The organism is Rhizobium sp. BK112 (genome assembly GCF_014193215.1).
GTDB lineage: Bacteria > Pseudomonadota > Alphaproteobacteria > Rhizobiales > Rhizobiaceae > Rhizobium > Rhizobium anhuiense.
Map to the genome: position 1 here is coordinate 338484 of NZ_JACHYZ010000008.1, position 11636 is coordinate 350119.

Annotated in this window: 14 protein-coding genes and 2 tRNA genes; 5 read left to right on the top strand and 11 right to left on the bottom strand. The window is 57.1% G+C overall.

Features of this window, described 5'->3' with window-relative positions:
- Positions 1-206: 206 nt before the first annotated feature.
- The 8 genes from FHT75_RS22820 to FHT75_RS22860 all read right to left on the bottom strand — a co-directional run bounded on the left by FHT75_RS22820 (position 207) and on the right by FHT75_RS22860 (position 7471).
- Positions 207-617 carry a hypothetical protein gene (locus tag FHT75_RS22820; RefSeq protein ID WP_183845204.1) on the bottom strand — a complete coding sequence of 137 codons (411 nt, stop codon included), beginning with the start codon at positions 615-617 and terminating at the stop codon, positions 207-209.
- Position 618: 1 nt separating this feature from the next.
- Entirely contained in the window at positions 619-1083 is a 465-nt protein-coding gene (locus FHT75_RS22825; RefSeq protein ID WP_183845203.1) for a hypothetical protein, read from the bottom strand.
- A gap of 114 nt (positions 1084-1197) precedes the next feature.
- Entirely contained in the window at positions 1198-2646 is a 1449-nt protein-coding gene (locus FHT75_RS22830; RefSeq protein WP_246712958.1) for a hypothetical protein, read from the bottom strand.
- The gene (locus FHT75_RS22835) at positions 2643-3053 is read right to left on the bottom strand and encodes a hypothetical protein (protein WP_183845202.1); all 411 of its coding nucleotides are present in this window, start codon (positions 3051-3053) and stop codon (positions 2643-2645) included. Before FHT75_RS22835 ends, FHT75_RS22830 begins: the two co-directional genes overlap by 4 nt.
- 501 nt (positions 3054-3554) lie before the next feature.
- Positions 3555-4946, bottom strand: coding sequence for a primase-helicase family protein (locus tag FHT75_RS22840; RefSeq protein ID WP_183845201.1), 1392 nt, complete (start codon positions 4944-4946; stop codon positions 3555-3557).
- Positions 4939-5430: a hypothetical protein gene (locus FHT75_RS22845; protein WP_183845200.1), complete on the bottom strand. Its 492-nt coding sequence runs from the start codon at positions 5428-5430 to the stop codon at positions 4939-4941. Before FHT75_RS22845 ends, FHT75_RS22840 begins: the two co-directional genes overlap by 8 nt.
- Before the next feature lie 104 nt (positions 5431-5534).
- Positions 5535-5741, bottom strand: coding sequence for a hypothetical protein (locus FHT75_RS22850; protein ID WP_183845199.1), 207 nt, complete (start codon positions 5739-5741; stop codon positions 5535-5537).
- 521 nt (positions 5742-6262) lie between these two features.
- Positions 6263-7471, bottom strand: coding sequence for a tyrosine-type recombinase/integrase (locus FHT75_RS22860; RefSeq protein ID WP_246712957.1), 1209 nt, complete (start codon positions 7469-7471; stop codon positions 6263-6265).
- 368 nt (positions 7472-7839) lie between these two features.
- Here FHT75_RS22860 and FHT75_RS22865 point away from each other — a divergent pair, with 368 nt between their 5' ends.
- A complete protein-coding gene (locus FHT75_RS22865; RefSeq protein WP_174824454.1) occupies positions 7840-8253 on the top strand; it encodes a hypothetical protein in 414 nt (137 codons plus the stop codon).
- Between the two features lie 32 nt (positions 8254-8285).
- Here FHT75_RS22865 and FHT75_RS22870 read toward each other — a convergent pair whose 3' ends face one another.
- Together FHT75_RS22870 and FHT75_RS22875 are read right to left on the bottom strand one after the other, a co-directional pair.
- Complete coding sequence (locus FHT75_RS22870) at positions 8286-8423, bottom strand: hypothetical protein (RefSeq protein WP_183845198.1); 138 nt, start codon at positions 8421-8423, stop codon at positions 8286-8288.
- A gap of 64 nt (positions 8424-8487) precedes the next feature.
- A complete protein-coding gene (locus FHT75_RS22875; protein ID WP_164735933.1) occupies positions 8488-8646 on the bottom strand; it encodes a hypothetical protein in 159 nt (52 codons plus the stop codon).
- 207 nt (positions 8647-8853) lie between these two features.
- Here FHT75_RS22875 and FHT75_RS22880 point away from each other — a divergent pair, with 207 nt between their 5' ends.
- Positions 8854-9594, top strand: a complete 741-nt coding sequence (locus FHT75_RS22880; protein WP_063474328.1) for a hypothetical protein — start codon at positions 8854-8856, stop codon at positions 9592-9594.
- Between the two features lie 29 nt (positions 9595-9623).
- On the opposite strand, the gene rlmB is transcribed toward FHT75_RS22880, so the two are convergent.
- Entirely contained in the window at positions 9624-10514 is an 891-nt protein-coding gene (rlmB, locus tag FHT75_RS22885; protein WP_047616594.1) for a 23S rRNA (guanosine(2251)-2'-O)-methyltransferase RlmB, read from the bottom strand.
- A 201-nt stretch (positions 10515-10715) separates the two neighbouring features.
- Between rlmB and FHT75_RS22890 the strand changes: the two genes are divergently transcribed.
- The 3 genes from FHT75_RS22890 to FHT75_RS22900 all read left to right on the top strand — a co-directional run.
- Positions 10716-10800: transfer RNA gene (locus tag FHT75_RS22890), tRNA-Tyr, on the top strand.
- A 24-nt stretch (positions 10801-10824) separates the two neighbouring features.
- Positions 10825-10898, top strand: a tRNA-Gly gene (locus tag FHT75_RS22895).
- Between the two features lie 348 nt (positions 10899-11246).
- On the top strand, positions 11247-11636 hold a 390-nt coding region (locus FHT75_RS22900; RefSeq protein ID WP_183845197.1), incomplete at its 3' end, for a GTP-binding protein.

The following is an 11636-nucleotide window of genomic DNA, read 5'->3' on the forward strand; positions in this document are numbered from 1 at the left end:
GGTCGAAACGCTCAGATCGCGGCGATGATTGGTAGCGGCGGGAACTGTTCGGGAAACCCGCCGCCTGATGGCGCGCCAAGGAACGAACGCGCCATCAAAGAGAAAGAGCAAGCCGTGCGGACCTTTCACAGCTTGCTAAAACGCTGGTCGACATCGAAGGACGGCAAAGGAAACGCCCTTGGTCCTCGACCAGTGCGTACTACCGGTTACTGACGGGATGCTTCCGCGAAGCGACGTGCAACCGCTTCGGCCTCGTCCTTTTCATAAGCTTCGGCCACAGCTTCGCGGTCGTCTTCCATCAGCTTTGCAGCGGCCTTGGTGATGCTGACACCGTGACGATCGGCATAGGCCTTCGTCAGTCGCTCGTAGTGTGTTTGATTGCTCATCGGTACGTATTCCTCATTGGATTTCTGGATTGTCTCGCCGTGAATAGCAGCGAGGATTTTCTGAAGGATCGTTTCGGTTTCAGCGGTCGGCATGAAAGTCACCGGTGGCGACGCCCCCGGTCCAGCGGATTTCATTATTGTGACAACTGCACCGGTTTGTGCCGGGTGATCGACCGCCGACACCTCGTTGATACGCAAATGGCGAATGATCTTGCGTTCAGGCGATTTCATATCAGGCACCGGGCTTCACCAGACCGTTTAGGCGCTGACGATCGACATATTCCAGTGACTGCGCGCCCCGGCTCCGGATGTGCGCGAACCGGCCAATTCCGGCATGGTGCAAGGCACTGTCGACCAAACCGGGATGCGCGAAGGTGTGTCCCACAAAAACGACCTTTCGATCGTACTGGCGGGTAAACTCTGCGCCGGCTTCGTCACGTTCCTGAAGCAGATCGGCAAGCGCCTTCATGGCAGCATCAATTCGTGCAGCGAGCTTGACCAAATATTCGGCGGATTCGACGGCTTCAGAGCGAAGCACTTCAAGCTTTTCAGCTTCAGCTTTTTCGGCCTTGGCGCGCTCGGCAGTTTCAAGAGCCGCTACGGCAGGCAGAAGCCTTTCCTTTTCGGAAGCGACGAACCGTTCAAGCTCTGCAAGCTTAACGCGGGGGTCGACGGTAGACGTTTCGGCTTTCGCCATGTAAATTACCTTCATTGTTTCGCTGACAATGAATATATCCGCCGGATGACCCATTGCATACGGGTGGACCCGGCGGATTTACTCCGTCTATAGTTGACACCCGGCAACACGCCTTCAGTAGTAATCAACCAGCGGGATTAGCTGCGGTGCCGCGAGCATCGGCTTTGCATGATGATCACGCTTTAAAATCGCCGCAACGACGCCCGCAACGCTGTTCGCCACGTCATCGTGAGCATTCGGCGCGTGGCTGATCAATTCCCGTCCGCCACGGCTCAAACGGCGTTCCAGCCCGACAAGCTGTTGCTTCAACGTCTCGTCATCGAGCAACGCGACCTGTCCAGAATTCACGGCAGGCACCAGCGCCCCGAAAAACTCCGACGCGGTCATGGGTGCGGATTTTGGTTCGATACCGGCTTTGCGCCATGCTGCACGGTTCCACTCTGAAGCATAGGCGTCCGTGACGACCGTTGGGCACCGATATAGCCGCAACAAGTCGGCATAGTCCGCCACCACGGTTTCGGGATTGTACGGGCTTTTCCGCTCCCTAAGCAGATCGATCACCGCGACATTGTTTTCACGGTGACCGATAGCCAGGGTGAATCCGTCTGCACCGGAGCCACCAGCCGGGTCAGCATGCGCGAAGTATTGGATGCCTGCGCGCGGCGGACGTTCGACCACACCGACGTCAATCGATGCTTCGACGGCTTCCAAGGTGAACAGGTTCGTGACGTCAGATCGGAAATTGCCGCCGTACTCCGCATCCGCAACGGTCGGATTGCGCTTGTAAGCGCGTTCGATGGTGCCGGGGTCAATGGTACTGTTGAATTCGAGCGACGAACCCTTCGCTACGATCACGTGGGCGTCACCGTTCGGTCCATGATGGTTCTTGAATGCGTCGTAGAGTTCGCCGCGCTTCGCATATGGCGACGAGATACACACGAGCGGCCCGGCGTGGTTACCCGACTGAAGCGACGGTCGCACAGCGTCCAAAATTTGACTGTCGGTGTTCTGCCCATCCGTGAAATAGAACGCGACTTCGTCCGCAATAGCCAGTGGTGAGGTAATGCCCCTTATGGTTCTATGGTTTCCGGGCCGAACCTCAATATCGCATCGGGTCTTGAGCCTGATCGTTTCAGAATTCGAACTTTCGATCTGCTTCGACAGGATCGGTGACTCCTCAAGCACCATACAGGCTTGGAATGCCTTCTGCGCCTGAACAGTCGATGCGGCCATGACCGGGATCGTCGCCCGTTCCGACGCGGCGAGATAGGCACTGTGATCGACCAACGTCGCAACATACCCGGCGAGCGTTCCTGCTGCACGAGTCTTGCCCGATCGACGCCCGGCCACCGCGAAGAATTCCGCAGGGATGAAGCCGGGTTCGTGTGGTCGCCCGGTGAACTGGTGATAGATCACGCGTTCGGCGTCTGACAGTTCCTCACCCATGAGCGCGATTAGAAGGATGCGCCACGGCCTCCAACTGTCACCGAGCAGAGACTTACCAAGCAATCGGGGTTCGTGAAGGGCTTCGCGGATCGATACGCGCTTGACGAGTCCGGTCATGCCGTGCCTCGCGAGGCGATGTAGCAATCTAGGTCCGTGACGTCCTTCGCGAGCCGTTCCAATCCGAGCAATTGGGCGTCCCGACGACGGGCGTTTGATAGTGTCGTGATTTCAGTAAGGCTGACGGGTTCGCCTTTGAGCCATCGAACGTTGGCGTCGTTGATGATCACGGTAGCAATTGCCACAGCGTCGACAAGGGCGAGCTTCAGTGCGGACAGTGCCGTTTCATCGTCGCCGCCCGTCAAGTCGCGTATGATGGCAAATCGAAGGGAGCGGGCTTCCTTGGCGGCCTGCGTGCGACCGTCGAGACTATCAATCGTAACGAGACGCAAAACCGCACCGTTAGACGATGGTTTCGGGGGCTTTTCGTTTGGTATCACGGCGCTAACACCGGGTAGATTCTGCATGCTTTCCGTCCCGCTTAACTGACACTATGCGGACACGATATGCATAGAATATCCCATTGCCTAGCAACACCAATGACTTATATGCATATCGAATCTGATAATGTATCAGATGCACGGATAATCACGGAGGCGGCGGCACTGGTGAAAAAAGTCGGGAAGCCGGTTCTTACAGACGTTCGGTGCAAAACAGCGCCGCTCGCTAAAATGTCTAATTCAGAACGGGCGAAACGTGGGGATCAAAGCCACGAGCGGGCGAAGTACCCCAACCCCCTTGTCCCACGCCATGTCCAGTATATTCTGTATAGGGCCGACAAAACACGTAATACTGGACATATATCCTACATTTATTAGATTCTGCTGATTAATATATCTAGAAGGGGTAAAGGGGTGAAAATGGAAAGAACCCCTTATTTCACAGAGACTTAAATCGGACCCCCTGCCTATAAAAACAAGGGGAGTTAGCTGGGGCGAGGGGATCTTGACCACCCCACCTCCATCGACCTAGGAAAGGGGCGGCCTTGGCAAGGATGACAGGAGGTCAGGCGGCATAACAGACATTGACAGCATCCCGTTCTTTTCGGCTTCTCGCCTAACCTCCGATGCACTTCGGTCTTTCCAGTGAATCGCAAGTTGCTTAGTGGCTGCATAGACTGACGTTTTGCCCACGCCTTTCACTTCGATACGACGATCACCGGTCTTAACCGGATGCGCTTTCCGACCGATTACGCTTGGCACTCCCACCAGTTTGTCGGGATGAATTTTCCCCTGAAGCAAATTGACGACCTGTTGAGCCACGAAGCAATCGCCCTCAAACCCACCGATTACCGCCATGACCGCTTCTTCAAGATCGGTGACGTGGGTCTGCACCATTGCCGCCTTGGCGTCGGTGTCGAGAGGATTGAAGGCGTCGAATGCTGAAACGTCCATCGTCATCAGATAGTCGTGAATATCACCGACCGCCAAGGGATCGTTGATGATTGCGTTGATCTGATCGGCGAGCCCTGGCACGTGTCGAAGCTTATCGCCGTTTTCGATAACGGTAATTCGGCGATCGTCCGGATCGATGTACATGGCGTCCGGATCGTTGGTAGCGAGAATGGTAGAATAGAAAACGCGACGCTTCATTCCCGTGACCCCCTTGCGGGTGACGTTCTTCGAGCTTTCAGCCGGGTCAATGATGTCTTTTATCCGGGTGTAGACGTTCCGATTGTTGACGTGTCGTCCCGGTCCGGATTGTGCCGAGAGTTCGTTGACGCAGACCACAAGAAGCTCTTCCATCCATTCATTGAAAACGGATTGAGAACTTGAACCGGCGAAAAGATCAAAGCTCATGGTACGGGTGTAGTCCTCACCGAAAAGCCTATCGATCAGCTTGAACAGCGTTCCGCGCCCGGTGCCTTGCGTGTTCGTTGCTAAAAAGAGGACGGCAACCATTCGAGCGGCGGGATTTTGCAGTTTGAACGCCAACCACTTTTGAAACCACACTCTCTCTCCGTCGCCGGGAATTAGATGGCGGATGAAGCGACGCCAGACGTCGACAGCACGCCCGTCACCGCGCGTGACGTGAGCGGGCGGGCGGTAGGTGTTTAAGTGCCAACCGCCCCGATCGTCCTTGAAGTATCCGACCGGCAAGTCTGGGCGTAGTGCCATGCCTTCAATCTTGTGGGCATTCGAAAGCCACCCTTCGTATAATGAGCGCATGTTGCCGGAATCCGTATTGAACCTGTTCTGGATCATCAGCTTGAAGTTTTGCACGGTCATCGCGTCGTTGGGGCTACGCGCGTTGTAGGGAACGATCGGCTTGTTGCTGGACGGGCAAAACACAAACTGACCCACGAGGCTTTCGACTGGCATTGGTTCAGGCGGCTTGCCGACACCGGGAAGATCAGCCATTGGCAGAGTCCCTCCTGCGATGCATTACGGTGTCCGAAAGTGCTTCGCCCGTCTCGCGTCGTGTCCAAACTGCCGAATATGCAGGGTTCAGCGCCGGGGCGCTCTCTTCTGTGCATTCGCCGTCCGCATATGCGACTTCGTTAGACATCAACAGGTCGACGTCCGCACCCGGCTCAACAAAGAAGGTTGTCGTATCTCCAAGATCGGCGAACGTATTCGTCCAGGCACCGAGAAAGAAACAGTAGGGACGCAGTTCCTTTGCGGTCGCTGGCATTGTCACATGCAGTGCCACCGGCGACTCTGATTCAATCTCCCGAAGGAGCGTAAGGGCAACAGGTAGACGCTCGCCGGTATTAGGGTTGGTGAACTCGATTATCCGAACAGAGTCGGGTGCGTCGTGGATAGGGGCGGCGATTTCGAATAGCTTGACGGCCCGTGGAGCCGGGTGGGCTTGAATAGCCGAGGGATCGACATTACTTCGCATTTGAAAGCATTCCTGATTGATGTGAGTGATTGACCCGCTTCCGACGCTTCAAGTCGAAGCGGGTTTTCTTTCTGATTTGTCGCGATTTTTTTGTCTCGATAGCTTCACCGAGCGCGTCTCGCTTCGTTGATCATCTTGACCACGGTCTCCGCGTCTTCCCTTACAAAGATGTAGTTTTCTTCGTTGCCATGCTCTGGACCGTTGATCCGGATCGTTGTCTTCTCCGAGTTCCCAAAAACGAAGTGGATGTGATCGACGTTCACGTAGATGAAGGTGCGGTAATGACCGGTAAAGTCCGTCAGCTTGATCATCGCGCGGCACTCCGGCGCGGAGTCGGCAATTGGCGTTCTTGCGCCATGATCCACGTTTGCAACGCCCCTTTTCGGAAGTACACACGGTGGCCGATACGCGTAGAAGGAATGCCGCCCGGAACATCCGTCCATCGATCGAGGGTGCGTGTAGTAATATTTAGAGCCCGTGCCGCTTGTTCGCGATCGGCATAGTCTTCTAGAAGATTCAGCATTTGATATTTCATTCCTAGGTTGCTGAGGTCGACCCTATGTCGTCCCTTGTCCAAGGAAGTAACAATGCTGTCAGTCTATTTCAAGTGATTGTAATTGCTTGCTTTTGTTGACAGGTGGCAACGAAACGGGTTGTAAACAGAGAAAGCGTTTATAAGCCATTTCACTTTTCTGGTGTTGTCGCTTGTCAACCCTAATGGTTGCAATAGGTTAGGCATATTTTCAACCCGCACCGCATTTTTCTCAAAAAAAGTTGAAAAAGCCCGCCGAGCGAACCGGGCGGGCCTAAAGACAACTCATAAGGCGCTATCCTAGTCTCCGACGACTTTCAGCTTCCGAGCATTGACGATGTTACCGACATGTTCCGTCGCCTTGCGAAGAGGATCGACGTCAATATGTGCATAGCGGTGCGTCGTTGCGGCCTGCGTATGTCCGAGCAATCGACCGATCAGCGGTAGCGACATACCCTCCGCAACAAGGAACGATGCGTAGCTGTGGCGGAGGTCGTGTATGTGCAGGTTAGGCAGGTTGGCTGCTTTGAGCACCGCCGCCCACTGAGTTTTGACGTTCGATCGATAGCCGCGATGTTCCTTCACATCCGCTTTTGTAGAGGCGAAATGTGAGGGGAAGACGTACTCTCCTCTTTCGTCTCCCGACGCCTTGTAAAGCTCCGATAATAGTTGCCGCGCCGGAGCCGACAGCGGCACCTTATGTGTCTTCTTCTGTTTCGTGTGGTGGGACGGCTTGGTCCACGTTCCATCCGACAAATCAAACATGGCCCACGTGGCGGCAAGGACTTCTGTTTTCCGCGCACCTGTCAGCAATATTAGCCGGAAGATATTTGCAGCTTGCTTGTCAGCAAGGCTGTCCAGCGCTTCAAGAAGACGATCAAGCTCCTTTGCATCGAGAAACCGCTCGCGCTTTGTTTCGTCGTTTTTCTCAACACCCTTTGTAGGGTTCGCACTCGCCCATCCAAGTTTCACAGCCTCGCTGAACATCTTCGACATTACCGCCATGGTCCGATTGGCAGTCGTCGCCTTACCCTGTTTCGTGACCTTCCTGTGAACCGCTACCGCATCCGCATATTCAACATCGGCGACGGGGCGATGCTTCAACGCAGGGCGGATATAGTTGTCGATGATGTGGCGATAGTCACGAGCGGTGGCATCGCGCTTCTTGGGCAGGTGTTCTGCAATGAATGTATCGCAAAGATCATTGACGGTTACGGCCTCGCGTCGAGCCTCCTTCTCCCCAAGTGGGTCACGTCCGCCGTCCACCATTCGCTTTAACCGCGCGGCCTCATCGCGCGCCGCCGTCGTTTTCCAGATGTCGAACGACCCGATCGTAATCCGGCGTTCCCGTTTTCCAACTCGGTAATTGAAGATGAAAGAGCGCGCGCCCGCTGCGGTTACACGGATGCCAAACCCCTTAACTTCGCTGTCATAGTGAACTTTGTTGCCGCTCAAAGGAGGGGCAATGTCCTTCACATCCTTGTCAGTCAGCCTTTGAGACATATTCATTTGGTCCCGTGTCCGCACTGTGTCCGTCAACTTGATGACACTTCAGCGTCCACTGTCTTCCACTGTCTTCTGATTATGTCAACAAACTTTCCTTAATTTCCAGTTGTTGTAGCTGTGGACACGGGTGAAAAGGTTGGATTTCGAGGGTTGTTGAAAATGCCATGAACAAAATTTGTAATCAGGGGGTCCCGGGTTCGAACCCTGGCGGGGGCACCAGCCTACGCTCTGTGAGCTTCGGCTCGGCGAGCTGAAGAAAGCTGCTAAGCGAAGGCGCCGCCTTCGCAGGCCATAACCTCGGTTCGACGCTGCTTTGTTCGATCGCACCCAGCAGATTTTTTTAATAGCCCGCATCGCTCGATGAACCGCGCGTGAAGGGCTGCTTCAGCGCCAATTCAGCCGCGCCCGACTATCTTCGCCTCATCATCAATGAGGAAACAGCCATGAGGCTCGCACATCTCTTTCTCGCCGCAACCATTTCAGTCGGTGGGGCTTTCGCGTCCGTCGCACCGGCGGCCGCCATGCCAGTCGAGCGGCCGGCAGTGTCGGCACAGGGCGATATCGTTCAAATTCGTGATGGCTGGCGACGTGATCGCGACCGTGACGATGGTGACGACCGTGGCTGGCGTGACGACCGTGGCTGGCGCGACGAGCGCGATTGGCGCCGCTCCGATTGGCGCGATGATCGCCGTCATTGGCGGCGGTGGCGTGCCGAGCGTTGGCAGGAACGCCGCGAGTGGCGCGATCGTGATCGCGGCATGCCTTTCTGGCTCTACCGCAGCTGAAGATAAAGGCCCGGATCATTCGGGCCTTTATTTTAATGCGCGATAGGTTCATTGACGTTCGCCTCGATCCTGTCGCCATTGCCGGTCTCTCCGGCGCCCGATGGCGACATCATCGCGATGCTGAGCACGGAGACGACCATGAAGGCGACGACGGCGATCATTATGCGCATGAGCGTTCAATCCTCGTTCGATTCCGGGATTAACGCGTAAGCGCCCTCCGCGTTCCGGCCGGGATTATTGCACCGGTCCCGGCGTCGCGGGGCCGGGCGCCGTCGGCGACAGGGGATCGGGCTGGTGGATGGGATGCGAGGTGTCCACCCAGATGATGCTGAGAATAATCACGACGAAGACCGCGACGAAGAGGATACCGAAAATCAGCGGTCGAATGGCCATGATGGGAATCGTTCCTTCTTGCTTCTGACCGGTCGCGCCAACCGGTCATCGCCCGATCATAGTGTTCCGGAAGGTCTTTCCAAGGCAAAAGTGGATTTCTCCGGCATCGGCCAGGCGTTGCACGGGTCTTGCCGGCATCCGTTTCCCATCTGTCGCGCCGGATCGAACCATGTCAGAGATACCGAAGCATTTCAGAGGCGGACTGTGATGAAGCGGACGATCAAGACATCGACTATCCTTGCGGCACTGATTTCCTTGGCCGGAGCGTCCGAAAGCCCGGCACCGTTCGACAGGCCGATAAAAGTGGACGTCGTCGCGCTGCCGAAGGACGAACTCAATCCTGATGCAAAGCCGAAGATCACCTGCAGCCGTTATCCCGCCTTCATGGTCAAGGAAGTCGATCTCGGCGAGGTCGGAGCCGAAAAGCTGGCGCTGCTTGCCGCCGATGCGCCCTGTGAGCGCGCCGACGAACGCGAGCGGGTGATCGAGGACGATATAGCCGGTTATCTCATGGGCGTCAGCGGCGGTTTCGTCTTCTTCCGGGCAGCGGACGGGTGGAACGGCGGACTGCCTTTCGTCGTCTACGATGCGGCGACGGGCGAGCGGCTACTCGACGATTCGTTTGAGGGCGACAATTTTGCCGCGATAAGGAGCGGGAAGGGGGAGCTGACCCTCGACTTCCGCCGCGTCTACACGGCGTCCTGCTCGCTCTATCTCGATGGTGCTGCCTGCGCAAAGGCGATCGCCGCCGACACTGGGCTGCCGCTGAAGCAGCTGCCGGATTGTGCCTCAGCCTACAAGGCGGAAATCAAACGCAGCCCCGGCCACGCTGGTGAAATCGAGAAGCTGCCGAGCGTGATCGTCTATCCCGTCGAGGTGGCCTATGTGGCGGGCGATACACTGCGCCGACCGCTGGACGGACCTGCCAGCTGCCAGACGCCGAGCTGAGCAGGAGCGCGGCGTCCGAGCAGGCCAGCCTATGCCTTCAGGTGGAGACGCGCCGCATAAAGCGCGATCGCTGCGGCATTCGAGACGTTGAGCGATTTGATCGCGCCCGGCATATCGAGGCGGGCAAGTGCGTTGACAGTTTCCCGCGTCTTCTGCCGAAGTCCCTTGCCTTCGGAGCCGAGCACCAGCGCCACCTTCTCGCCAGAGAAGGTGCCTTCGAGCGGCGCCGGCCCTTCCGAATCAAGGCCGATGGTGGAGAAACCGAGCTTGTGCAATTCGCCGAGCGCATCCGCGAGATTGGTGACCTGTATATAAGGTATCAGCTCCAGCGCGCCGGAGGCGGACTTGGCGAGCACGCCTGACTCGGTCGGGCTATGTCTCTGGGTGGTGATAACGGCGCCGGCATTGAAGGCGACGGCTGAACGCATGATCGCGCCGACATTGTGCGGATCGGTCACCTGATCGAGGACGAGCAGGAGAGGGCTGTCCTTCAGCGCTTCGAGTCGGCGTACCGGAAGCGGCCGTGTTTCCAGCATGACGCCCTGATGGATCGCTTCCGGGCCGAGCACCTTATCGATCTCCTGCGGCGAGACGATTTCGAAGGGAATGCCGAGCGTTTCGACGTCGACTTCGAGCCGCGCCAGCGCATTCTGCGTCACGAACAGCTTGATCTTCTTGCGCTCGGGATTGTCGAGGGCGGCGCGCACCGTATGCAGGCCGTAAAGATGCACCTGATCGGGGGCAAGAGCCGGCGGCTTCCAGTCCTCGGCCCCGCGCCTGCGCTTCTGCGGCTGAGGTGTCGGAATCTCGCCGCGTTCGCGCTTGGCGTCCCGGTGGGCGCGCCGCAGATTGGCGTAATGCGTATCCTTGGCGGATGGGTCTGTCGCGGACTTGCCGCCGGATTTGTTGTCTTTGCTCATGCGGCTTTATAGCTATGGCGCTCGCCGCCGCATAGGCTTTCTTTCATATGCCGGCTTTCGGCGGCGAATGAAATTTTTCGTGTTTTTTCCGTTGTCATCGTGTTGACAGACTGAAATGCTCCGGTCATATACGCGGCGCAGACGACGGGCGGCAACGCTTCGAAGTCTGACGAACTTGGTCTAGCGATCCGGACGAAAACTGGAGAGATGCCCGAGTGGTTAAAGGGGACGGACTGTAAATCCGTTGGCTCAGCCTACGTTGGTTCAAATCCAACTCTCTCCACCATTCGTCATCGGATCGGACCGCCCCGCGGGTATAGCTCAATGGTAGAGCAGCAGCCTTCCAAGCTGAATACGCGGGTTCGATTCCCGCTACCCGCTCCAGTTTCCCTGAAGCCAGTTCATACGACCGCCGCCGCGGTAGTTTTTGGATGTTTCCGCGCTGGCGGTGAATTCCACGATGGCGGCCATCGCCTGACGGGCGAGGGGCGGTCGGCGCCGACCGTCTGAGCTTCGTCCCCCAGTCGTCCATGCGATTTTCTCTGAGATTTCAGGGATTTTCGAGGGCACTTCGGCGAATCGCCTTGCAGGCGGCGAATTGTCTCCCATATGCGCTGTCAGGCCAAGAATGGCGTCTGCAATTAAGTCTTGCGCAATGTCGCCGAAAGCCTTAAACGGCGGCACTAAACCGGTTCGCCGGGGCCCACCATTTCGTTCACAGGAAGCATTCAAATGGCAAAGAGTAAGTTTGAGCGCAACAAGCCGCACGTCAACATCGGCACGATCGGCCACGTTGACCACGGCAAGACGTCTCTGACGGCAGCGATCACGAAGTACTTCGGTGAGTTCAAGGCGTACGACCAGATCGACGCGGCTCCGGAAGAAAAGGCTCGTGGCATCACCATTTCGACGGCACACGTCGAGTATGAGACGCCGGCCCGCCACTACGCGCACGTCGACTGCCCCGGCCACGCCGACTACGTCAAGAACATGATCACCGGTGCTGCCCAGATGGACGGCGCGATCTTGGTGTGCTCGGCCGCTGACGGCCCGATGCCGCAGACGCGCGAACACATCCTTCTGGCCCGCCAGGTCGGCGTTCCGGCGATCGTGGTGTTCCTG

Excerpts from the sequence above, each read along its gene's own strand:
- FHT75_RS22820 (WP_183845204.1), bottom strand. The coding sequence starts at position 617 with ATGAAATCGCCTGAACGCAAGATCATTCGCCATTTGCGTATCAACGAG.
- FHT75_RS22825 (WP_183845203.1), bottom strand. The coding sequence starts at position 1,083 with ATGGCGAAAGCCGAAACGTCTACCGTCGACCCCCGCGTTAAGCTTGCA.
- FHT75_RS22830 (WP_246712958.1), bottom strand. The coding sequence starts at position 2,646 with ATGACCGGACTCGTCAAGCGCGTATCGATCCGCGAAGCCCTTCACGAA.
- FHT75_RS22835 (WP_183845202.1), bottom strand. The coding sequence starts at position 3,053 with ATGCAGAATCTACCCGGTGTTAGCGCCGTGATACCAAACGAAAAGCCC.
- FHT75_RS22840 (WP_183845201.1), bottom strand. The coding sequence starts at position 4,946 with ATGGCTGATCTTCCCGGTGTCGGCAAGCCGCCTGAACCAATGCCAGTC.
- FHT75_RS22845 (WP_183845200.1), bottom strand. The coding sequence starts at position 5,430 with ATGCGAAGTAATGTCGATCCCTCGGCTATTCAAGCCCACCCGGCTCCA.
- FHT75_RS22850 (WP_183845199.1), bottom strand. The coding sequence starts at position 5,741 with ATGATCAAGCTGACGGACTTTACCGGTCATTACCGCACCTTCATCTAC.
- FHT75_RS22860 (WP_246712957.1), bottom strand. The coding sequence starts at position 7,471 with ATGAATATGTCTCAAAGGCTGACTGACAAGGATGTGAAGGACATTGCC.
- FHT75_RS22870 (WP_183845198.1), bottom strand. The coding sequence starts at position 8,423 with ATGCGCATAATGATCGCCGTCGTCGCCTTCATGGTCGTCTCCGTGCTC.
- FHT75_RS22875 (WP_164735933.1), bottom strand. The coding sequence starts at position 8,646 with ATGGCCATTCGACCGCTGATTTTCGGTATCCTCTTCGTCGCGGTCTTC.
- FHT75_RS22880 (WP_063474328.1), top strand. The coding sequence starts at position 8,854 with ATGAAGCGGACGATCAAGACATCGACTATCCTTGCGGCACTGATTTCC.
- rlmB (WP_047616594.1), bottom strand. The coding sequence starts at position 10,514 with ATGAGCAAAGACAACAAATCCGGCGGCAAGTCCGCGACAGACCCATCC.